The 23,310-nt window shown below is 54.6% G+C and carries 19 protein-coding genes; 14 read left to right on the top strand and 5 right to left on the bottom strand.

Annotated features, from left to right (window positions below; translation table 11 throughout):
• Positions 1-2 precede the first annotated feature (2 nt).
• Positions 3-923 (top strand): LysR substrate-binding domain-containing protein, encoded by a 921-nt coding sequence (locus tag AC6I8R_RS22680; protein WP_208726348.1) that lies wholly within the window; start codon positions 3-5, stop codon positions 921-923.
• Positions 924-972: 49 nt separating this feature from the next.
• Here AC6I8R_RS22680 and AC6I8R_RS22675 read toward each other — a convergent pair whose 3' ends face one another.
• From AC6I8R_RS22675 to AC6I8R_RS22665, 3 genes are read right to left on the bottom strand one after another with little or no spacing between them, the layout of a single operon-like run.
• Complete coding sequence (locus AC6I8R_RS22675) at positions 973-2,463, bottom strand: aldehyde dehydrogenase (protein ID WP_497832969.1); 1,491 nt, start codon at positions 2,461-2,463, stop codon at positions 973-975.
• Complete coding sequence (locus tag AC6I8R_RS22670) at positions 2,456-4,102, bottom strand: GMC family oxidoreductase (RefSeq protein WP_497832968.1); 1,647 nt, start codon at positions 4,100-4,102, stop codon at positions 2,456-2,458. Before AC6I8R_RS22670 ends, AC6I8R_RS22675 begins: the two co-directional genes overlap by 8 nt.
• A gap of 7 nt (positions 4,103-4,109) precedes the next feature.
• On the bottom strand, positions 4,110-5,513 hold the full coding sequence (locus AC6I8R_RS22665) for a purine-cytosine permease family protein (protein WP_415174333.1): 1,404 nt from the start codon (positions 5,511-5,513) through the stop codon (positions 4,110-4,112).
• A 490-nt stretch (positions 5,514-6,003) separates the two neighbouring features.
• Between AC6I8R_RS22665 and AC6I8R_RS22660 the strand changes: the two genes are divergently transcribed.
• The 4 genes from AC6I8R_RS22660 to argE are packed head-to-tail and all read left to right on the top strand — an operon-like array spanning position 6,004 to position 9,524.
• Entirely contained in the window at positions 6,004-7,272 is a 1,269-nt protein-coding gene (locus AC6I8R_RS22660; RefSeq protein WP_497832967.1) for a flavin-containing monooxygenase, read from the top strand.
• A 17-nt stretch (positions 7,273-7,289) separates the two neighbouring features.
• Positions 7,290-7,715: a RidA family protein gene (locus AC6I8R_RS22655; protein WP_497832966.1), complete on the top strand. Its 426-nt coding sequence runs from the start codon at positions 7,290-7,292 to the stop codon at positions 7,713-7,715.
• Positions 7,712-8,386 carry a DUF1028 domain-containing protein gene (locus AC6I8R_RS22650; protein ID WP_208726357.1) on the top strand — a complete coding sequence of 225 codons (675 nt, stop codon included), beginning with the start codon at positions 7,712-7,714 and terminating at the stop codon, positions 8,384-8,386. Before AC6I8R_RS22655 ends, AC6I8R_RS22650 begins: the two co-directional genes overlap by 4 nt.
• Positions 8,379-9,524, top strand: a complete 1,146-nt coding sequence (gene argE, locus AC6I8R_RS22645; protein WP_497832965.1) for an acetylornithine deacetylase — start codon at positions 8,379-8,381, stop codon at positions 9,522-9,524. The genes AC6I8R_RS22650 and argE overlap by 8 nt, the downstream gene beginning before the upstream one ends.
• 94 nt (positions 9,525-9,618) lie before the next feature.
• Here argE and AC6I8R_RS22640 read toward each other — a convergent pair whose 3' ends face one another.
• Positions 9,619-10,641, bottom strand: a complete 1,023-nt coding sequence (locus tag AC6I8R_RS22640) for a LacI family DNA-binding transcriptional regulator (RefSeq protein WP_415174330.1) — start codon at positions 10,639-10,641, stop codon at positions 9,619-9,621.
• A 219-nt stretch (positions 10,642-10,860) separates the two neighbouring features.
• Between AC6I8R_RS22640 and AC6I8R_RS22635 the strand changes: the two genes are divergently transcribed.
• The 6 genes from AC6I8R_RS22635 (at position 10,861) to AC6I8R_RS22610 (ending at position 19,152) form a co-directional block, all read left to right on the top strand.
• Entirely contained in the window at positions 10,861-11,889 is a 1,029-nt protein-coding gene (locus tag AC6I8R_RS22635; protein ID WP_415174329.1) for an ABC transporter substrate-binding protein, read from the top strand.
• A 71-nt stretch (positions 11,890-11,960) separates the two neighbouring features.
• The gene (locus tag AC6I8R_RS22630) at positions 11,961-14,192 is read left to right on the top strand and encodes an ABC transporter permease (protein WP_208726365.1); all 2,232 of its coding nucleotides are present in this window, start codon (positions 11,961-11,963) and stop codon (positions 14,190-14,192) included.
• Positions 14,189-15,241 carry an ABC transporter ATP-binding protein gene (locus tag AC6I8R_RS22625; protein WP_497830810.1) on the top strand — a complete coding sequence of 351 codons (1,053 nt, stop codon included), beginning with the start codon at positions 14,189-14,191 and terminating at the stop codon, positions 15,239-15,241. The genes AC6I8R_RS22630 and AC6I8R_RS22625 overlap by 4 nt, the downstream gene beginning before the upstream one ends.
• 12 nt (positions 15,242-15,253) lie before the next feature.
• On the top strand, positions 15,254-16,054 hold the full coding sequence (locus AC6I8R_RS22620) for an inositol monophosphatase family protein (protein ID WP_497832964.1): 801 nt from the start codon (positions 15,254-15,256) through the stop codon (positions 16,052-16,054).
• Positions 16,055-16,214: 160 nt separating this feature from the next.
• Positions 16,215-18,344, top strand: a complete 2,130-nt coding sequence (locus AC6I8R_RS22615) for a pentapeptide repeat-containing protein (protein ID WP_497832963.1) — start codon at positions 16,215-16,217, stop codon at positions 18,342-18,344.
• A 40-nt stretch (positions 18,345-18,384) separates the two neighbouring features.
• Complete coding sequence (locus AC6I8R_RS22610) at positions 18,385-19,152, top strand: helix-turn-helix transcriptional regulator (RefSeq protein WP_415174384.1); 768 nt, start codon at positions 18,385-18,387, stop codon at positions 19,150-19,152.
• Here the strand turns inward: AC6I8R_RS22610 and AC6I8R_RS22605 are convergent.
• A complete protein-coding gene (locus tag AC6I8R_RS22605) occupies positions 19,128-19,766 on the bottom strand; it encodes a LysE family translocator (protein WP_415174325.1) in 639 nt (212 codons plus the stop codon). The two genes, AC6I8R_RS22610 and AC6I8R_RS22605, sit on opposite strands and share 25 nt — an antisense overlap.
• 439 nt (positions 19,767-20,205) lie before the next feature.
• Between AC6I8R_RS22605 and AC6I8R_RS22600 the strand changes: the two genes are divergently transcribed.
• Genes AC6I8R_RS22600 through AC6I8R_RS22590 form a run of 3 tightly spaced genes read left to right on the top strand, consistent with a single transcriptional unit; the run spans position 20,206 to position 23,296 of the window.
• Positions 20,206-21,447 (top strand): urea ABC transporter substrate-binding protein, encoded by a 1,242-nt coding sequence (locus tag AC6I8R_RS22600; RefSeq protein ID WP_415174324.1) that lies wholly within the window; start codon positions 20,206-20,208, stop codon positions 21,445-21,447.
• An 11-nt stretch (positions 21,448-21,458) separates the two neighbouring features.
• Complete coding sequence (locus tag AC6I8R_RS22595) at positions 21,459-22,328, top strand: branched-chain amino acid ABC transporter permease (protein WP_208726385.1); 870 nt, start codon at positions 21,459-21,461, stop codon at positions 22,326-22,328.
• Positions 22,328-23,296, top strand: a complete 969-nt coding sequence (locus tag AC6I8R_RS22590; RefSeq protein ID WP_497833061.1) for a branched-chain amino acid ABC transporter permease — start codon at positions 22,328-22,330, stop codon at positions 23,294-23,296. Before AC6I8R_RS22595 ends, AC6I8R_RS22590 begins: the two co-directional genes overlap by 1 nt.
• Positions 23,297-23,310: the final 14 nt, after the last annotated feature.

Raw genomic sequence — 23,310 nt, 5'->3', positions numbered from 1 at the left:
ATATGACGCATTTCACGCTTAAGCAACTCAAATACTTTGTCACCGTGGTGGAAACCGAAAGCATCGCCGAGGCCTCGCGGCAGTTACATATCGCCCAGCCTTCGATTTCGGTTGCGATTAAAAATCTCGAAGATGCCTTTGAACAACAGCTATTTATTCGCCACCATGCCCAGGGGGTTTCCCTCACTTCCAGTGGCCGACGTTTTTACGATAAGGCGAAGGAATTGTTGCGGTTATCCTATGAATTTGAACAAAGTTCGCGCGCGGAAAATGAATTAGTGAGCGGAACCATCGCCGTTGGCTGTTTCGAATCAGCCGCGCCACTCTACATGCCGAAATTGATCGCCGGTTTCAAGAAACTCTATCCAGAAATCAATATTCAGTTGTACGACGGTGAACAACATGAGTTGATGCATGGTCTGCATCGCGGTCGCTTTGACATGGCCTTTCTGTATGATCTGGATCTGGATAATGTGATTAAAAAAGAACCCCTTAACGCCCCGCATAAGCCCTATGCGTTGCTGCCTGCGGCACATCCGCTGGCGCAGAAAAGTGCGGTAACGTTACAGGAACTGGCGCGTGAACCCATGATTTTGCTGGATGCCGTCCCCAGTAAAAATTACTTCATTAATATTTTCAAAGAGAATGGCTATCATCCTGAAGTCGCCTACAGTTCGCCTTCCATCGAAATGGTACGTTGCATGGTGGGGCAAGGATTGGGTTTTTCAGTACTGGTAACACGTCCCTGTTCTGATATTACTTACGATGGGGAACGGTTGGTGCAACTGGATATTATTGATGAAATGGCCGATTCAACGCTGATTATGGCCTATCTGCAAAATAATGAGCCGACACGACCCACGCGTTTATTTATGGACTATTGCCGGAGTGTGGAGTTAACTCCAGTAAGTCATGCGCATTAATAACGTGTTTATACCCGACTGACTGATCGGGTATAAACAACGCTGAAGATTAGCGTAATTCGATCCAGGTGGTTTTTAGTTGCGTGAATTTATCAAAAGCATGCAAAGATAAATCGCGACCAAAACCTGACTGTCGATTGCCACCAAAAGGAACGGTCACATCCAGCGCATCAACGGTATTTATCGATACGGTGCCGACATGCAGTTTTCGGGCAACCCGATGCGCCTGGTTGAGATCGTCGGTCCACACCGAGGCAGCAAGGGCATAAATATGATTATTTGCCAACGCGATAGCCTCTGACTCGTCATCAAACACCATCACCGCCAGAACCGGGCCAAATACTTCATCGCGCCACAGCGAAATATTTTCTCCTGCCACTTCAATCACCGTCGGCTGAATGTAATTAGCCACCTGTTCAATAGTGAGCGATGCTCCGCCAGCGCGTAATATGCCACCATCATCAAGTGCGGCCTGAATAAAACGCTGCACTTTCTCTTTATGTGCTGCTGAAACCATTGCGCCCATTTTGGCGTCTGGATTCAGTGGGTGATCCGGTTGCCAGTCAGAGAGTTTATCGAGCAACTTCGCCATAAACTGGGGATAGATGGCACGTTCAACCAATAAGCGGGAGTTGGCAGAACAGACCTCGCCCTGATTAAAACAGATGCCAAAAGCCGCTTTTTCCGCCGCTAAGTCGAGATCTTTGCAATCGGCAAAGATGATATTGGCGCTCTTGCCCCCGCACTCCAGCCAGACCTGCTTCAGATTCGATTCTCCGGCGTAGGTCATAAACGCTTTCCCGACCGTGGTTGAACCGGTAAAGGTGATGACATCGACATCCCTATGTTTTCCCAGTGCCGCGCCAGCGTCTACGCCCAAACCGGTGACCACATTCAACACACCCGCAGGCAGACCCGCTTCCAGCGCCAGCTCAGCTAAGCGAATAGCGGTAAAAGGGGCATTCTCGGACGGCTTAAGAATCACGCTGTTACCCGCCGCCAATGCCGGGCCAATTTTCCACGCGGCGATATCCAGCGGGAAGTTCCACGGCACAATTGCGGCGACAACCCCGATCGGTTCACGGGTGATGGTTGCCAGCGTGCCCGGTCGGGTAGGGGCGACCTCATCGTAAATTTTATCGATGCTTTCAGCGTACCAGGCGATGACATGCGCCGCGCCAGGAATATCGATGTTGTAGGCATCCAGTACCGGTTTGCCCATGCTGGCGCTCTCAAGCAGGGCCAGTTCTTCACGATGTTCCAGTATCAAGGCGGATAACTTCAGCAACACCGCCTTGCGTTCCTGCAAAGGACGTTCTGACCAGATGCCAGAGCTGAAGGCCTGACGGGCCGACTGCACGGCAATGTCGATGTCCTCGGTCTGACAGGCAGTCACCTCGGCAAGGGCGGTGTCGGTGGCGGGATTTATCACGCCATAGGTGTTTGCGCTGCGTGCAACATAGCGTTTGCCATCAATAATCGCGTAGTCACAAAAAGCCTGCCGTTGCAGCAGCGTTTCCCAATATTGTCGGTTATGCATACGCACGTTCCTTGTTTGACGTTGTACTGGCGAGCGTGCCACCGCGCAGGATCATCTCTGCGGCACGTTCACCGATCATAATGGAAGGGGCATTGGTGTTGCCGCTAATCAAGGTCGGCATGATCGAGGCATCGGCAACGCGCAGATTATCAATGCCATGCACCTTCAGCGTATCCGGGGCGACCACGCTCATCGCATCCCGCCCCATTTTGCAGGTACCGACCGGATGGAACACCGTGGCGCAATACTCCTTCACGTATTGGTGCAACTGTTCGTCGCTCTGCACCTGTTTACCCGGCAGCATCTCCTCACCGCGAAGTGCTGCGAATTCAGGCTGGGCCAAAATTTTTCTGGCCGTTTTTATCCCTTCGACCAGCACCCTGGCGTCATACGGGTCAGCAAGAAAATTGAAATCAATCTCCAGTTGTTTTCCTGCTCCGAGGCGCAGGCTGCCAATCGATTTGGGACGCAACACGCAGGTATGGATGGCATAACCGTGCCCCCATTCGAACAGGCGTCCACGGTGGCTGCGATAACCTGGCACGAAGTGGAACTGGATATCCGGTTCCCCGGTCGCGAGTGGGGTTGAGGCAAAACCACCGGCTTCGACATAGTTGGTGGTTAACCATCCTTTGCGTGCGAACAGATACCTGAAGGGTGCCGTCAGAATCGGTTTCCAGGCCGCCAGAGAGAACCCCAGCGTCAGCGGAGATTTGCTACGCACCGTCACCAGCCCATCCAGGTGATCCTGAAGGTTTTGTCCGACGCCAGGCAGATCATGCACCACGGCAACGTCTGCCGCGGCCAGTGCTGCGCGGGGACCAATCCCGGATTTCATCAGGATATGCGGCGAGCCAATCGACCCGGCAGCCAGAATCACTTCTTTACGGCATCGCAGGGCGGTCGCGTGGGTTTCTCCAGCCGCGATCACCCGCACCCCGTGCACCGTTTTCCCGTCCATGATTAAGGTTTCCACCTGGCAATCGGTCATGACGGTCAGGTTGCTTCTGCCAAGATGAGGGTGCAGAAAAGCGCGGTAACTCGACAGGCGCTGACCCTCCTTCTGCGTCACGTTGTAGATCCCCACGCCGGAGAGCGCAGGACCATTGAAATCGTGGTTTTCAGGCAGACCAGCCCGGACGCCCGCGGCGACAAACAGGGCGGATACCGGATTAGGATCGCGCGGTTTATCGACCAACAGCTCACCCTCAACGCCATGATAGGCCACATCCTGTTGCAGAAGATTTTTCTCCGAGCGTTTGAACCAGGGCAAGACATGCTGCCATCCCCAGCCTTCGCAACCTGCCTGCTCCCAGCGATCATAATCCGAAGGTAAGCCACGGATATAAATCATGCTGTTCATTGAAGAGGAGCCGCCCAGCGCTTTGCCGCGCGGAACATGAATGTGTCGATTGCCAAGCCGTGGTTGCGGGGTGGAGTAATAATTCCAGCTAAACTTCTGACTTTTATACAGCGTGATGGTCCCGGCGGGTGTCTGAATGCGGGGTGTCTCGTCACTACTGCCAGCCTCAATCAGACAAACCTGGATATTTTCCTGTTCAGACAGACGCGCGGCCAGCACGGAACCTGCCGATCCCCCGCCAATAACGATGTAGTCGTATTCGTTGGTGTTGTTCATGGTTGGCTCACTTAACCATTGAGGTTTGGGCAACCGGCTGGCTACGACTCAGCAGATAATAAACCGGTGAGACAATGGCTAAACCAATAATCCAGGAGATGTCGGCTCCGCCTAACATATTCGCCGCCGGACCGGTATAAATGGCGGTCGACATAAATGGAATCTCCACCACAATTCCCAGCAGATAACAGAAAATGGCTTTGGTATTGAAGTAACCATAAATACCGCCGTCACGACGGAAAAATGACGCCACATCATAATTACCGTGCGCAACCAGGTAATAATCCACCAGGTTGATGGCAGTCCAGGGAACTAATACATACAACAGCATCAGAATGAAGTTGGTGTAATTCACCAGGAAGTTTTCCTGACCGTACACGGCAATCGCCACTTCGATAAGGATGGTGATAATCGAGACAACAATACGCGCACCGGAAAGGGGTGACCATTTCGGCAGGAATGTTTGCCCCAGCGTCAGGGTACAGAGCACGCCACAATAAAGGTTCATGGCATTGGTCGCCGCGATACCGATGGCAAAAACAATAATGACGGTTGAAGAGAGCCCGCCAGTCATATTCACAATACCGGCAATTAAATCGCCATCCACAATACAAACCGACACCAGAATGCCGAGAATCATCGGAAACAGTGAACCGAGCACGCAACCGAGATAACTGCACCAGAAGACACTTTTTTCGCTGATATCTTTCGGCATGTAGCGCGAATAATCGGACACGTAAGGGGCATAGGCCAATTGCCATAAAGCCGCAATTGAGATGGCACCGAGGAAGCCACTCAGGTTAAAGCCATTGCGGGCGAGAAAATCGCCGGGCAGGCCATGTACAAAAACAATCCAGACAAAGGCGGCGATCAGCACAATCCCCGATACCCAGGACATGATTTTGGTATAGGCATGAATCAGGTTGTAACCAAAGGCACAGGCAATCAGGCTGAGAATGGCCGAAACCAGAATCCCGGTATTGGTTGAAACCGGGGCGTAAATCGCATGCAGCGATTGACCACCCAGTACCAGGTTCGAGGCGAGAAAGCCGATATACATAATGACCACCAGCGCGACTACCAGTACGGAACCATAAGAACCGAACTGACCACGCGTCTGTACCATTTGCGGCACACCGAGTTGCGGCCCTTGTGCTGAATGCAGTGCCATAAACAAGCCACCGGCGAGGTTACCGATCAATACGGCGAGGGTGGCCCACATAAATGACAGGTGGAAAATGCTGACCGCCAGCGCCCCGGTGATCACCGTGAGTAACATGATGTTGGAACCAAACCAGATAGTAAAAAGATCCCGTGGTTTGCCGTGACGCTCATTTAGGGGAATCGGTTGAATGGTGCTCAACTCAATGGATGCTGCATTCGCATTATCTTTAGGATTGTTTGTCATCATCGTTATCTCAACAATTTTATCCGCAGGTTTTGGCTCCACCCGAAAATCCGGGTCGAAGTAACAGTAAGGTTGACTGGATGTTGCAACAGGAGGCTATTGAGAGAAATGACGAAAAACCGAGGCAAACCCTATAAAAAAAAGAGGCAACGTTGTCCGGCGATGTATTGCACCATAAAAGGTCAAATGGGGCTGGCTGAATAAAAACAATTTCATCGAAATAACTCACTGATTGTTCTTGGGGAATTTACGAGTTGACGTCGGGGTGCACCAATAAAGTGTGGCGGGTGCCTGCCAATGGTGCATTAAAGCGATTAAAAATATTTGCAAATTAATCCACCGATAAGTTTTTCCCTGTCTGTTATCGACTGGTTAAATATTTTCTATTCAGACACTCACTTTATAATATTTTACCGACATCATTCGCTCCCCTAGTCTTGGGTCCTTCTTAAGTAGTTAATTCCCGTCACCATGCGGGACGAAGGACATCAAAATGACGCCATTAAAAACTGAGATAGACACGCTTATTATTGGTGCGGGTCAGGCCGGGGTTGCCATGAGCGAGCACCTGACGCGCCTTGATATTCCGCATCTGGTACTAGAGAAAAATCGTATTGCTGAATCCTGGCGCAGCCGCCGCTGGGATTCGCTGGTTGCCAATGGTCCGGCATGGCATGACCGCTTTCCGGGCATGGAGTTTCCCGGTTGCTCGCCAGACAGCTTTGTGGCGAAAGAACAGGTCGCCGATTATTTTGTCAGCTATGCCGCTATGAATCAGTCACCGATTCGCACCGGTGTTGAAGTGCTGAGCGTAGAACGTAATCAGGGACAGGCCGGTTTCACCGTGACCACCTCTGAAGGCGTGATTAATGCACAACGTGTGGTGGCTGCCACCGGCCCGTTCCAGCGCCCGGTGATCCCGGCGATTGCGCCGCAGCTCAGCCGGGTGCAGCAGTTGCATTCAGCCGATTACAAAAATCCGCAGCAACTGCCGGAAGGTGGGGTGTTGGTCATTGGTGCCGGATCGTCCGGGGTGCAGATCGCGGATGAACTGCAACGTGCCGGAAAACCGGTATGGCTGTCGGTTGGGCCGCACGATCGTCCTCCGCGTGCCTATCGGGGCCGCGATTTCTGCTGGTGGCTGGGGGTGTTGGGATTGTGGGACGCCGCAGCCAGCCAGCCGGGTAAAGAGCACGTCACCATCGCAGTCAGCGGGGCGCGCGGTGGTCATACCGTGGATTTCCGCCGTCTGGCGGCGCAGGGTGTTAACCTGGTTGGTCTGACCGAAAGTTTTGACGATGAGACGGTACGTTTCCAGAACGATCTTGCTGTGAACATCCAACGCGGCGATGAAAACTATCTGGCGCTGCTTGACGCCGCTGATGCGTACATCGCCCGTAACGGCCTGGATTTAGCGCCAGAACCGGCAGCGCGTGAGTTCCTCGCAGATCCCGCCTGCGTCACGCATCCTCAGTTATCGCTGAATCTTACTGACGCCGGGATCACCAGCATTATCTGGGCCACGGGCTATGTTACCGATTACAGCTGGCTGAAGGTTAATGCCTTCAACGAACAGGGTAAACCGCAGCATCAGCGCGGCGTTTCCAGTGAGCCGGGCGTCTACTTCCTTGGCTTACCCTGGTTGTCGCGCCGGGGATCCACCTTTATCTGGGGCGTCTGGCACGATGCCAAATTTATCGCCGACCAGATTGCTATTCAGCGCCAGTATCAACAATACCGCGCACCTTCAGACTCGCTTTGATATCGACAGGAACCGTTATGCCAACTCATCAACGTATTCGTATGTTTAACACCAAAGAAACCTATCCCAATCAGACGCTGGACAACGACCTGTGTCAGGCGGTGCGCGCGGGTAACACCGTCTACGTGCGCGGTCAGGTCGGCACCGATTTTGAAGGCAACCTGGTGGGGCTGGGCGATCCGCGTGCGCAAACCGAGCAGGCGATGAAAAACCTCAAGCAACTGCTGGAGGAGGCGAGCAGCGATCTCAGCCATATCGTTAAAACCACCACCTACATCATCGACCCGCGTTATCGTGAGCCGGTTTACCAGGAAGTGGGTAAATGGTTGAAAGGGGTGTTCCCGATCTCCACCGGGTTGGTGGTTTCGGCACTGGCACAGCCGCAGTGGCTGATGGAAATTGACGTGATCGCGGTGATCCCGGACGACTGGGAGGCAAAATGACCTTATCGATTGCCGCCCGGTGCACCGAGTCTGGTCAGTTGGGTATCGCCATCAGTTCGTCCAGCATCGCTGTGGGCGCACGCTGCCCGTGGCTGGTGGCTGGCATTGGTGCCGTCTCCAGTCAGAACATCACGCTGCCCGCGCTCGGGCAGCAGATCCTCGCGCATCTGGAAGCGGGCCAGGCACCGGAACAGGCGCTGAAAAGCGCGCTGGCGGAAGACCGCTTTAGCGAATATCGCCAGGTGACGGTGATTGACGCCAGCGGCAAGATCGCGGCTTTCAGCGGCGATAAAACCCTTGGCATTTATAACGTGGCGCAGGGTGACAATTGCGTGGCTGCGGGGAATATGCTGGCGGATAAGGCGGTGATTAACGCCATGATAACCGCATTTGAAGCGGCGACCGGCGAACTCACCAGCCGACTGATTGCGGCATTGCAGGCCGGGATCAACGCCGGGGGCGAAGCCGGGCCGGTGCATTCAGCGGCGGTGAAGGTGGTGGATGATTACACCTGGCCGTTGGTGGATCTGCGCGTTGACTGGGCGGAACAGGACCCGCTGGCGCAACTGAATGCGTTGTGGCTGGCCTATGAGCCGCAGATGCAGGCCTATGTGACACGCGCGCTCGATCCGCGTGATGCCCCAAGTTACGGCGTACCCGGCGATGAATAATGCCGTTCGCGAGATCCTGACGGCGTTGCTGGCGTTTGATACCACCAGTCGCGAATCTAACCTGGCCTTGATTAGCTGGATTGAGGACTTTCTCGCCCGGCGCGGTGTTGCGTCTCAGCGCATCATGGATGACAGCGGGCGCAAAGCTAATCTGTATGCACGGCTTGGACCGGCGGGTGCGGGCGGGGTGATGCTCTCCGGTCATACCGATGTGGTGCCGGTCGACGGGCAGAACTGGTCCGTGCCACCCTTTGCCCTGACCGAACAACACGAACGTTATTACGGGCGCGGCAGTGCCGATATGAAGGGATTTCTCGCCTGCGTGCTGGCATCGCTGGATGGGTTTCTGGCGCAACCCTTGCGCATGCCGTTGCACCTGGCCTTCTCCTATGACGAGGAGGTCGGATGCCTTGGGGTGCGCAGCATGGTGGATTACCTGCGCGCTTCGGCTGAGAAACCCTTGATGTGTATCATCGGCGAACCGACGGAAATGCGCCCGGTGTATGGACACAAAGGCAAGATTGGGCTGCGTTGTCAGGTGCAGGGCCACGCCTGTCACTCCGCCTATGCGCCATCCGGGGTGAATGCCATCGAGTATGCAGCAAAGCTGATTAATCGTCTGGGTGAAGCGGCGCAGCAGCTCAAACAGCGCCAGGATACGCGTTTTGATCCACCTTTCAGTACCTTGCAAACCGGGGTGATTAAGGGCGGCAGTGCGTTAAATATTGTGCCGCAGGATTGTCAGTTTGATTTTGAGATCCGTTATCTGCCGGATGACGATGTGCAGGGGGTGATTGCCGAGGTTGAACAGTTTGCCCGGCAGGAATTGCTACCGCAGATGCAGGCGGTGGCGTTGGCAAGCGCAATCCGTTTTCTGCCAATCAGCCAGTATCCGGGGTTGCTGACCGATCCCCGGTCGCAATTCGCACAATGGCTGGCGCAGTGGAGCGGCAGCGATGAATTCTCCACGGTGGCGTTTGGCACCGAAGGGGGATTGTTTGATGAAGCAGGTATCGCCACGCTGATCTGTGGGCCAGGCAGTATGGATCAGGGCCACAAGCCGGATGAGTTTATCGCGGTTGAACAGATTGAGCGTTGTATGGCGATGCTGGCTAATTTGTGTCACTGGATGCAATAAGATAAAAAATGCGCGATAAATCGCGCTGCTATGAAACCGTGCACCTCTTTGGCGCGCGAGACAACAAGTCATAAAGATCTCCCTGACTTAGTGTTTACCCCCCGCGCACCGACCCACGCCACACGACATCCGGCTGATACAGGCGGGTGTCGTGCTGTTGTACCTCCAGCGACTCCTCCCGTTCCGCCTGCATCAGCCAGTCCACCGCATCGCGGGCAAATTGTTCCACCGGCTGGGCAAAGGTGGTGAGGTGGTACGAAGACCAGCCCGCCTGCGCAATATTATCGAAGCCGATCAGGCACAAATCCTGTGGTACGCGTAAGCCAAAACGATGGCGGGCTTCATCCATCAATCCACAGGCGACCAGGTCGGTGACACAGAATATGGCGTCCGGGCGCTGGGGGCGTGTCAGCAGGCGATGCGCCAGAATCTGACCGCTTTCATAGGAAGTAGTACCAAAGCGCTCAACCATCACCGGTAACCCGGCAGCCTGCGCTGCGGTAAGAAAATCACTCTCGCGTTTCATCAGGCTGGGTGTCCCGGCCAGTGAGTTAGCAAACGCCAGGCGGCGACACCCGGCGCGGGCAAATGCCATCACCGCCGTTGCCGCAGCGGCCGCCGAATCGAGATTGATGCAGAGGGAGCCGGGCACTGCCTCATCCCGGTTAATCAATATGATGCGCTGACCGTGTTTGTAGCATTGCCGGGTAATGGCGCTGTCGGGCATGCCTGACAAGATGATTGACGCATCGGCGCGGAAATTAATCGCCTGTTGCAGTGCGCCGGAGACGCTGTTGTCGGAACGATCGGTGTTGATCAGCATCGCCACTTTGCCCGCTTCCTGCAAAAACTGCGTTAACCAGCGCACCAGGCTGGCGCGGTAGGGCGTGGCAAGTTCTGAAACGATCAGGCAGACAATACCGCTGCGATTACGTACCAGGCCGCGAGCCAGATGATTGACGTGATAACCCAGCTCCTCAGCGGCTTTCATCACCCGAGCGCGGGTGGTGGCTGAAACGCTGGCGCCTGGCGTAAAAGCGCGGGATACCGCAGAGCGGGAGACACCGGCGCGATCCGCCACATCCTGGGCGCTGATCACTGTTTTCTCATTTTGCATCGCTCACCTCCCGCCCTTAACTGGTTGCAAAGCAGTCTGCCCGATTTTGCAAAGGTGTGCAAAATGATTCACGTCATAATTGTTTCAATTTTGTGACATGGTCTGTCAATTGCTCAGCAAGGCGATTGACAGGTTATTTTATGTTCTCTACAAATTTGCACACATGTGCAAATAACAAGGTGCCAGTGAAGCACCACCCTGCAAACCAAGGAGAACATCATGCGCTACACCCCTCTGTACGTCGCACTATCCGTCTGTTGCACTGCACTGCCGTTCACCGCCGCTGCGGCGGGTAATCTCAATATGATCTGTTCTGCGGATGTGGTGGTGTGTGAACACATGACGCGCATCTTCAGCCAGTCGCACCCGGATATTCAGGTCAATATGGTGCGGCTCTCGGCGGGTGAAGCCTATGCCCGCATCCGCAGTGAAGCACGTAATCCGCGCACCGATATCTGGTGGGCGGGGACGGGTGATCCCCATATGCAGGCCGCCGATGAGGGATTGACGCAGGTCTACAAATCACCGCTGCTGGACCAGCAACAGCCCTGGGCGCAGAAGCAGGCGGAGAACTCCGGTTACCGCACTGTGGGTATTTATGCGGGCGCACTCGGCTGGGGTTACAACACCAAATTGCTGGCGGATAAAAAATTGCCCGCTCCGGCCTGCTGGAAAGATTTGCTCAACCCGGCCTTTAAAGGGGAGATCCAGATTGCCAACCCAAACTCCTCCGGCACGGCCTACAACACGCTGGCAACGCTGGTGCAAATCATGGGTGAGGATCAGGCATTCGACTACCTGAAAAAACTCAACGCCAATATCTCGCAATACACCAAATCGGGTTCTGCGCCGGTTAAAGCGGCCGCGCGTGGGGAAACCACGGTCGGCATTGTGTTTATGCACGATGCGGTGGCGATGCAGGTGGATGGCTTCCCAATTAAAACCGTTGCGCCGTGCGAGGGCACCGGCTACGAAATCGGTTCGATGTCGATTGTTAAAGGCGCGCGCAATCTGGCGAACGCCAAAGTCTGGTACGACTGGGCGTTAAGCGCCGAGGCGCAATCGCATATGAAAGAAGCCAAATCCTTCCAGCTGCCGTCCAATCGCAACGCAGAAATCTCTGAATACGCGCCACGTTTTGAAAATATCAAACTGATCGATTACGACTTCAAAACCTACGGCGACTCCGCCAAACGCAAAGCACTGCTCAGCCGCTGGGACAAAGAGATCGGCGCCAGCGCGCAGTAACATCCATGCTGAGATGCGGTGGCTCCGGCCTGCTGTCCGCTTCAGCCTGAATTTTCAGGTCGAGGTGATTTATGAATGCGAACAATCGTCGTTTAGTCGGCGCGTTGCTTGCCGGTGCGCTAGCCCTGACGCTGCTCCCCTGGTACAGCCTCGAAAGCGGTTTCTTTTCCGGCGGCTGGATTCTCTCGCTGTGGAGCGATGCGGCTAATGCCCCGGCGCTCTGGCAGATGGTGGCTTTTCAGCATCCGTGGCTGGCGGTGACAGTGGCGCTTTATCTGCTGTGTGCTGCCTGTGGCCTATTGGCACCCGGTGGCATTCGTAGCCGTTTGTTGCTGTTGTTCAGCGCGCTCGGCGTACTGTTTCTGATTGTTGAAGGGCACGCCATTGGCTACAGCGGCTGGAGCTGGCTGTGGCTGGAAAACCAGTTTGGTGCGCTACAGCAGGGGCAACCGGCGATGGGTGCCGGTGCGTTGCTGATGCTGACGACCTTTCTGTTGTTGTTCTCTTTCGCGCTGGCCGAGCGCGGGGTATTGAAAGGCGACGCGTTTGTGGTTGCCTCGCTGGTGCTGCTGACGGCGCTGGTCAGCGTGTTTGTGCTTTATCCGGTACTGAGTATGTTTGTGGTGTCGGTACAGGATGTTGACGGCAGCTTCAATCCCAATGGTTTGATCAGCAATATCCAGGACCCCTCCATCTGGAGTTTCGGCTGCCTGACCGGCGGCACCTGTGGTACCGCGTGGCGCACGCTGTGGCTGGCACTGATGACCGCCAGCGGTGCGACGCTGCTCGGACTGGCTTTTGCGCTGGCCGCGACGCGCACGCCGTTGCCGATGAAAAAAGCGCTGCGGATGCTGACCATCCTGCCGATCATTACGCCACCGTTTGTTATCGGTCTGGCGCTGATTCTGCTGTTTGGTCGCTCCGGCGTGGTCACGGAACATCTGGCGGCGTTATTTGGCATCGAACCGGGACGTTGGCTGTACGGTCTTACCGGCATCTGGATCGCCCAGGTGCTGTCGTTCACCCCCATCGCTTTCCTGGTGTTGATTGGGGTAGTGGAGGGCGTCAGCCCCTCGCTGGAAGAGGCATCGCAGACGCTGCGTGCTGACCGCTGGCGTACCTTCACCCATATCTCGCTCCCGTTGATGGCACCTGGCCTGGCAAATGCGTTTCTCATCAGTTTTATTGAAAGCATGGCCGACTTCGGCAACCCGATGGTACTGGGCGGTAGCCACGGCGTGTTGTCGACGGAGATCTTCTTCTCGGTGGTCGGGGCGCAGAACGATCCCAGCCGCGCCGCGGTGTTGGCAATGATTTTGCTGTGCTTCACGCTGGCGGCTTTTATCCTGCAACGCCTGTGGCTGGGCGGGAAAAACTTCGCCACCGTCACCGGTAAAGGCGATGGCGGCAACCACGGTCAGCTACCGCGTGCGCTGCGCTATGGCGTTTACGGCATGGTGCTGCCGTGGGGCCTGTTCACGCTGGTGATCTATGGCATGATCCTGGTGGGAGGCTTTGTGCAGTCGTGGGGGCTGAACGATACGCTGACGCTGGAACATTACATCCGCGCATTCCGCATCACCTTCACTGACGGCCATCTGTTGTGGAGCGGGGTGGCATGGAACTCCTTCTGGACCACGCTGGAAATCGCGCTGATTGCTGCACCGTTGACCGCCATTGTTGGCCTGCTGACCGCCTGGCTGATTGTGCGGCAGAAGTTTGCCGGTCGGCAGACCTTCGAGTTTCTGTTGATGCTCAGTTTCGCCATTCCCGGCACGGTGATCGGCGTCAGCTACGTGATGGCCTACAACCTGCCGCCGCTGGAGATCACCGGCACCGCAATGATCCTGATTGCCTGCTTTGTGTTCCGTAATATGCCGGTAGGGGTGCGCGGCGGTATCGCCGCCATGAGTCAACTGGATAAAAGCCTCGATGAAGCCTCGTTGACGTTGGGAGCCAACAGCTTCCGCACGCTGCGCAAAGTGGTGCTGCCATTGCTGAAACCGGCGATCAGCGCGGCGCTGGTATATGCCTTCGTACGCGCCATTACCTCCATCAGCGCGGTGATCTTCCTGGTCTCCGCCCAGTACAACATGGCGACCTCCTACATCGTCGGGTTGGTGGAGAACGGTGAATACGGTGTGGCGATCGCCTATTCAACGGTATTGATCGTGGTGATGTTGCTGGTCATCGGCGTGTTTCAGTGGCTGGTGGGTGAACGTCGTCTGCGCCGTGTGGCGCGCCCGGTGGAGGCGGCCACGCCGCCTGCTGCTCCCTCATTAACTCAGGAAGGTGTCGTATGAACACAGGTTCCGTGGTGTTTGAACACGTCTCGAAACGCTTTGCCGGATTTACCGCGCTGCCGGATCTGTCGCTAACCGTGGAACCCGGTACCCTGGTGACGCTGCTCGGTCCTTCCGGTTGCGGTAAAACCACCACCCTGCGCCTGCTGGCGGGGTTGGAACATCCCACTTCCGGGCGGATTCTGATTGGCGGCAAAGATGTCACTCATCTGCCCGCCAACGAACGCGATGTGGCGATGGTTTTTCAATCCTATGCGTTGTTTCCGCATATGAGCGCGCTCGACAACATTATGTATGGCCTGCTGTCGTCGGGCATCAGCAAGCGCGAGGCGCAGGACCGTGCGCGTAACGGGTTGAAGCTGGTCGGGCTGGAACATCAGGGGGCGCGACTGCCGTCGGAGCTGTCGGGTGGTCAGCAGCAGCGTATTGCGGTGGCGCGGGCATTGGTACTGGAACCGCAGGTTCTGCTGCTGGATGAACCGTTGTCGAACCTCGATGAACGCCTGCGCCGTCGGGTACGGACCGATATTCGTGATTTGCAACAGCGCCTGGGTTTTACGGCGGTGTATGTCACCCATGACCAGGAAGAGGCGCTGGCGGTATCCGATAAAATTATTGTCATGAAAGAAGGGGATATTGCACAGCAGGGCGCGCCGGAAAGCCTCTACCTGACGCCCAACTCGGTGTTTATCGCCGACTTTATGGGAGAGGCGAATATCTTGCCGTGCGAAGTGGAGCAGGTGGAGGGCAGCGAGGCGCTGGTGCGTCTCGGTAGCCAGCGCTACCGCGTGCGCCATACCGCCGCTAAAACCGGTAGCGCACAGCTTTCGGTACGGCCGCAATTTATTACGCTGGGCCAGCAAAACGGTGGTGCCCTGCGTGGTGAAATCACCCACAGCACCTGGTTGGGCGACCATATCGAATACGAAGTGGCGACCGAATTAGGTTCGTTGTTTATCGTCGATGCACAGATGGAACAACAGCACCCGCTGGCGACCCCGGTCGCGATTGATTTTAAACCCCAGGGGCTTGCCCTGATTGCCGGATAACAAGGAGCAACAATGAGTAACGTGGAAAATAACGCCCTGCTGACGCGGCTGGCGCTGGCAGAAGAGGTGGCGCGCGCAGGCGGTGCAGCAGCGCTACGCTGGTTTGAACAGCGTGACAGCCTGGTGGTGGAAACCAAGCACGATTTACAGGATGTGGTGTCGCGCGCGGACCGCGAGGTGGAACAGATGATCGGGCAGCGTATTCGCGAACACTTCCCCGATGACGGCTTTCTCGGTGAGGAGTATGGCTTGCAGGCGGGCACGTCCGGCTACACCTGGGTGGTGGACCCGATTGATGGCACCAGCCCGTTTCTCAACGGTATGCCGAACTGGTGTGTCTCGGTGGCGGTGCTGCACGAGGGGGTGCCAGTGATTGGTGTGATTTTTGCCCCGACCTATCAGGAATGCTATGTCGCCGCGCTGGGCCGCGGGGCAACACTTAACGGCAAGCGTTTGCAGGTTGACCCGTCACGTACGTTACAAAACCATGTCACCGGTTTTGGTGCCAACAGCTACGTCAGCCCGGAAAAGGTCGGTGAGATCCTTGCCGCGTTGCTGGCAGCCGGCGGTAACTTTATCCGCATTGGATCGGGGGCATTAATGCTGGCGTGGGTAGCGGCAGGTCGGGTAGTGGGTTACTACGAACCCTATATGCATGCCTGGGACTGCCTCGCCGGATATTGCCTGGTGAAGGAAGCGGGCGGCTGGTATCACCCATTCGACACTACAGGTGAACGGTTATTGAAAGGGGCACAGGTGCTGGCGGTGGCCCCCGGCGCGGAAGCAGATTTAAAACGTATTGCCGGATTGTAATCTTTATGTCGCGGCGCGATTTATCGCGCTGCATTTTTTCTGCTATCAGTAAATTGTGAAAGTATCCTGATTTATCTCTTAGTTTCCCCGATCCCCCTGTCCCACAGACGGTATTTAATCAGATAATGTTAAATTAAGATTAAATTCGCAAAGGGAGAATATGATGACGGATATGTCTGTGTCCGGGGCTTCAGGTTTAATACCTACGTCAGGGAATGACGATATAACATCACCCCCAAATATTATCGTTCGTAATGTTGGTGATATAACGCTGCGTTCTTCTTATTCTTCCTCGGATGTCATTTATAAGCAGGTGTCAGCAAAGGATTTCAAAGAATTCTTCGAGGATTATATGGAGGGTGGGGGCAGCAAACTGAAAAGAAACTTCATAAATCTTGAGATTTCCTCTGTGGAGACTCAATATTTTGTCCTGAGTTCAAATGATGAGTTTAATTTTAACGAGCATGTTTTTACGAATCTTACATTTCATCGTCTAAAACATAATGGCATGAATCTGCAAGGATGTACTCTGACGTGCGACGAAAAGCCGATGCATTGGAATCAGGTTATCATTACCCGCGCCAACTTCGAAGATATGAAAATATATGGCATGGGGAAAAGTATGGCGTCTGATTTTATGGGGTTGACATTAAGTGATGTAAAAATGCAGCGGGCTGAAATTAATGATGTCAGGTTCCTTGGCGGTGATGACAGTTATCTGCGGGAGCTGAATCTGCATAAGGCTAAGTTAAATAACGTGGCTTTTCTTGGCAGTCCAGGTTCTCACTATGAGATTAAATCAGCTAATTTCTCTGAAGCAGAATTGAACAATCCAGTGCTTGGCTATGTTCGCTTTAGTCGGGATGTGAACATTTCACAAAGCAAATGGCGTGAACTGAAAATAAATGGTGTTGTTGATGGGGCTGGGTTGATTTATGAAAACTATCAGAAGGACGCCATTACCTGGCATCCTGATATGTTCCAAAAGATTGAAAGTTTAAGATGCTCGGTGTGCCCTGAGAAAGGGGCGTTTTTTATCCTTATGATGAGGAGCATGAAAGAAAAAAACAGCCATATTGTGGTGGATGCTGTCAATCAAATGGTAAGGCATATCAAGCAATCTACACCGGCGTTAACGGCCTGCCTGCGGGATAAATCGATACGGCGTGCATTAATTGCAGAGCTGCGTGATCCTCTCTATTCAGCTTGCACGGCAATACAAGATTTCAGAGCAAATCTATTATTTCAGCACTACCAATACGAGTTATTACGCCGCGAAAGCGCTGAGATGAATGATCTGACCTTGTTGCTGAAGACATTGCCCGTTGAGAAAGTCCTGCGTCTGCAAGTGGTGATCAATCAGCTGCCTGCCAGCAAGGAGATCTTATGCGGATCTTTGACGAAAAGTGCAAAGTTTGCCGAAATTATTGCGTATGCAGAACAGCACTTATCTCAGTACCCTTATCTTTTTATCAACGAAGAAAAGAGTGAGATTATCTGTCTTTCGGCAGAGGATTTTGATCGTTTACTTAATGCGGAAGCAGCCCCGAAATCCCCCCAGCTAATCCGCTATCATAAACAAATCGGGGAGGTTGAGAGGGTCAACGCTTCTAAAGGGGAAGTGGCCGATCTTCGCCAAAAAATACCTTTACTCAATACGCTATGGCGTCATGCTGAGTACTCTTCCCGGCCATTGATTAGCTTGCTTTTCGGCTATCGTGATACATTGTCAACGACGGAAATAAACGATGTGAATGATATCTCCGAGCATGTTCATTCTTTGCTACTCCACCGTAATGTGAAAAAGAATAGCCTGTTTCGCCACAGAAAATTATTGCCAAAGCTGCTATCACCTTTTTGCGGTTCTTCTTATCGGGAAAATTGCCAAAAATTGATTGATCAGGTGAGTAAACAGTTTTCAAATCATCCTGTTTACTCATCTTATACGACAGAGCAACAGCAATCAGTTGCAGTAATTGCATTAATAAAGCTATTCGTTGAGCTGTCAACTCAGCAATATTTAGGGACAAGCATGGAACTGGCAAAATGGTTGTTGGAGCCGATAAAGAAAATGTTTACGTATGCTTGCGAGAACTTCTCTGTATTGTTCAGTAAAAATGAAAGGGAGCAGTGGGAAAAAGCGTTAATAACGAAGGGGTTAGCGACGGAATACGATGCGCAAACATTCCTGTCAACAATAAAGCACTATAAATTTCCATTTTTGGCAGAACAGGAAAGCCAAAACCTACTCAATGAGTTATATCCCCTGGTTGCATTTGGCGGCGACTGATGCTGTTATACCACGCGTTATCCGCAACCGGATGGTTATTGTGCCGTTATCCGCTTCTGAATGGTTTGCCCGCAACGGGATAGAGTGTTCGCGTGTCACCGCCAGCGACAGCGCTTTTCCACGCCATTTGCACGACGAATATGTGGTTTGCGCCAATCTGAGTGGTCGTGAGGCGATCTGGCTGGATGGTAAGTCATACGAGGCGCAGGCCGGGCAGGTGACGGTGTACAATCCGGCCTCTGTTCAGGCGTCACAGTTCAGCGTGGAACCGGTAAGCTTTATCAGCGTGCATTTGCCTCAGTCGGTGCTGGCCGGGGCGCCAGCGCTGCGCGAAGGGGCGTTCCATCACGCGCCGTTGTTCGCGGCCATCTGCGATTATGCTGCCGCAACGCGTCAGTACGATGAAGGGTTACAGGAACAACAACTGATGTGGTTGTGTGGCGAATTGCTGGATGATTCAGCCAGCCGCCAGCAGGGGGATGCTCAGCTGATAGTACAGGTAAAAGAGTATCTGCGTGCTAACCTGAGCAGCAAACCGCAACTGGCAACGCTGGCACAGCAGGTGGGGCTGAGTAAATACCATCTGGTCCGGCGTTTCACCCAACTGACCGGCATGCCGCCGCTGCAATATCATATGCAGCTGCGGTTGCATCATGCGCGCGAGCTGTTACGACGGGGTGTGCATGCACAGGATGCCGCGCTGCAACTTGGCTTCTATGACCAAAGCCATTTTATCAATGCCTTCCGCAAAGTGATGGGCACCACGCCGCATCATTATGCGCATCAGCTAAGAATAAATTCGCGATAGCCCGAACCGATGACGTAAATTGCGAAGTAACAAAAGATCAGCGCTGAGGCGAGATAAGAATATTTGAGCAGGCGCTGACCCAGCAGTTTCCCGCCCATGCTACCCACCAGGCACAACACACATGTCCAGAACACCCCGGCGATAAAGAAGCCGCTCAGGAACCACGATGTCGATCCGGCATTGCCATGCCCCATGCGGGAAATCAGCGCGCCGCCGACGCTGGCAAACCACAAAATGGCGGTGGGCGATGACATCGCCAGCATGACTCCACGGCTGAACTCACGCAGCAGCGAACGTTGCGGCTGCTGTTCTGACATATTGATGGCGGTGACGGAACGATACGCGGCCAGTAGCATTTTCACCGCAAACCAAATCAACAACGCGCCGCCGCCAATCCATAACACCCAGCGCACGGCGGCAAATTGCAGCACCACCGCCATCCCTGCCAACGCCAGCAGCGCGTAGATTAAATCGCCAATGCAGGTGCCAATTCCCAGCCAGAAACCGTGGAAATAACCGCGCTGCATCGCCAGGGTGATCATGGCGATATTCGCCAGCCCGATATCGAGGCACAACGATAAACTCAACAGAAAACCATTTGAAAACTGCAACATAAGTAAACACGCATCCCGCGCTGGTAAGAGTGGCGCTATTAAACCATGTTGCGGCGGGCGGGTATTGGAAAGAATTGCGCGTGAAGGAGCCGACAGCAATCGACCTCTCCCGTAGCGGCGCGATTTATCTCTTTCCAGCACAACGCTCGGAATCGCGCGATAAATCGCGCCGCTACGAATGAGTGCAATCTTGTGGTGCTGAATGCTGCGAAAAAGTGCACCGCAGGTCTGACTGGTTGTGTTAAAGCGCGAATATTCTGAGCCTGGCTGGAAAATTAAATCTGGCCCGCTTATTGCTTGCTTAATCTTATTGCCCCAGCGTTGTGGCAATCACTTCTTTTTATGCAGACAGCGTTGTCTGCCAGCTGCTGGTTTCACCCTGTCCGGATCTCACCGGAAATCCATTCTTTCTAACTCATCACTTCTTTAAGAGGGTGCTATGGCTATTAGTCGTCGTTCATTTCTTCAGGGATCTGCATTATCGGCATTAGGTCTGGCTGCGGGCGTTGCGCCGAAAATGAGTTTTGCGGCAGACAATAAAGACGCGATTAAAGTGGCGACCATTCTTGACCTGTCGGGTGGCCTGGATATTTACGGTAAACCGATGTCGAACGCCATCAATCTGGCGGCGGATGATATCAATGCCGCAGGCGGCTTGCTGGGCCGCCCGCTTCAGATGATTAACTACGATGCGCAATCCAATATGCAGCTTTACGCGCAGTATGCGCAGCAGGCGGCGTTGAAAGATAAGGTTGCGGTGGTGCACGCCGGGATCACGTCCGCCTCGCGCGAGGTGATCCGTCCGGTGCTGGACCGCTTCCGCACGCTGTATTTCTACCCGACCCAATATGAAGGTGGCGTGTGCGACCGTAACTACTTTTCCACCGGTTCCACCCCGGCACAAACCGTGGAAAAACTGGTGCCTTATGCGATGAAAAAATGGGGCAAAAAAGTCTATGTGCTGGCTGCCGATTACAACTATGGGCAAATCGTCTCTGCCTGGGTGAAGAAGTCGGTACACGATAACGGTGGCGAATTGATGGCGGTGGAGTTCTTCCCGCTTGATGTCACCGACTTCGGTGCCGCCATCTCGAAAATCCAGAGCGCCAAACCGGATATGGTGTGGTCGGCGCTGGTGGGCGGCGCGCACATCTCCTTCTATCGCCAATGGCACGCCGCGGGGATGAGCGGCAAGATTCCGATTGCCTCTACGGTGTTCGGCGGCGGTAATGAACACATCATCCTGTCACCGGAAGAGAGCAACGGCATCCTGGTCGCGGCCAACTATATGCAGGAGATTGCCACCCCGGAAAACCAGGCATTTGTGCAGAAGTTCCATGCTAAATACGGTGCCAACACGCCCAATATCAGCGATCTGGCAATGGGAGCCTATCAGAGCATGCTGGTGTGGGCGGAAGGGGTGCGCAAAGCCGGTTCGGTGGACCGCATGAAGGTGATTGAAGCGCTGGAATCCGGCATCACCGTGGCGTCGCCGAGCGGCAAAGTCACGGTCGATCCCGCCACCCATCACTGCACGCTGGATGTGCATATCGCCGAAGTGGAAAACCATCAGATGAAGATTCTGGAAACCTTCACCGATCAGGCACCGAGTGATACCGCGATGGTGTGCGATCTGAAGAAAAATCCACGCGACACCAAACAGTATCAAATCGAGCTGTAACAGGAGCCACTATGGATCTGTTGATTATCTATGGCATTGAGGTGCTCAATGCCATCGCGGTGCTGATTATCATGAGCCTCGGCCTGGCGGTGGTGTTTGGCATGATGAAGATCGTCAATATGGCGCATGGCGAATTTATGATGCTCGGCGGCTACAGCGCGATTCTCGCTACCAACCATCTCGGTGTCCCCATCTGGATCGCCATGCTGGTGATTGCTCCGCTGGTGGTGGGGGTGTTCGGCATCGTGATTGAACGCGTGATTATCCGCCATCTCTATGGCCGGATGATTGACACCATGCTGGCGACCTGGGGACTGAGTCTGGCGTTGATCGGGGCGGCAACTATGGTGTTTGGCAACACCACGCTGGGTATCAGTTCGCCGCTGCCGAGCGTTACGGTTGGCAGCTACAGTACCAGCGGCTATTCGCTGTTTACCATCCTGTTTGCGCTGTGTCTGGTGGGGGCGTTGTGGCTGCTGTTGCGCTACACCACCCTCGGGTTGTGCGCGCGTGCCACCATGCAGAATGCGCGCATGGCGGCGGCACTCGGCACCAATCCTGGCAAAATCTATAGCCTGACGTTCGGACTGGGAGCGGCGCTTTCGGGCCTCGGCGGGGCATTGCTGGCCCCCATTACCGGGGTCATCCCGACCATCGGCATCAGTTTTATCGCCAAGGCGTTTATTACGGTGATTGGCGGCGGTAGCGCGATCATCGCCGGAACCCTCTCTTCCTCCACCCTGTTTGGCACCATCTCGCAACTGGCGACCTACGCCTGGACGCCGGTATTTGGCGCGGTGGCGTTGCTGTTAAGCGCCATTGTGTTGTTGCGACTGTTGCCGCAGGGCATCACCGGACGCTTTTTCAGGAGGTCGCTGTGATGAAACTGTTTACCGAACGCGTACAAATCATTGTGGTGGCGCTGGTGGTGATGCTGGGGGCGTTGTGGCTCTCCGGCACGCTGGAGTTGTATACGCTGCTGTCGGTCACGGTGTTTCTGGTGATGGGGTTGCTGTCGCTGAGTCTGGCGTTTATCTGGGGTTACGGCGGCATTTTGTGTTTTGGCCAGGCGGCGTTTTTCGGCCTCGGAGCCTATACCTACGCCATCTGCGCCATCAACTGGGGTGATTCCACCTGGGCGGTGGTGTTGGCGGTGCTGCTGCCGACCTTGTTCTCGCTGCTGCTCGGTTATGTGATCTTTTACGGCGGTGTCAGCGATGTCTACCTCGGTGCCATCACCCTGGCGGTGAGCCTGGTGCTGTTTAACTGGGTCAACTCGACGGCGGGCAGTGAATACCATATCGGCCAGGCGCTGTTGGGCGGCTTCAACGGTATTCCGTCGGTGCCAACGCTGAATATGCCGTTCCAGCCCGATGCGATCTTATCGCCAGAGGCGATCTTTATGGTGACGGCAGGGTGTCTGGCGCTGTGCTACGTGCTGCTGAAATTCACCTTACTCAGCCGTTTTGGCAAAACCGTCGTCGCGATTCGTGAAAATGAACAGCGTGCCGGTTTGCTGGGCTATAACGTCCCGGCGCATAAGCTGGCGACCTTCGCCATTGGCGCGGCGATTGCCGGACTGGCGGGTTGTTTGTACGTCAACTGGGGCGCGTTTGTCAGCCCTGGCGTGTTCAGCATCAGCCAGTCGGCGCAGATCATTATCTGGGTGATCGTTGGCGGGCGCGGCACGCTGATTGGCCCGGTGATCAGCTGCATTTTGTTGCAATGGATGGTCACCCGCCTCGGCGCGCAGCAGACGGTGGACGTCAATCTGGTGTTGGGGGTGATTCTGGCGGTCTTCGTGTTGTTAATCCCCGGCGGTATCCTGCCAACGCTGCAACGTTTGTGACGACGTAAACGTCA

The organism is Pantoea sp. X-Soil-OKNW-713 (assembly GCF_059730685.1).
The sequence above is the reverse complement of the archived record's forward strand: the minus strand, read 5'-3'. Positions and strand labels throughout refer to the sequence as shown.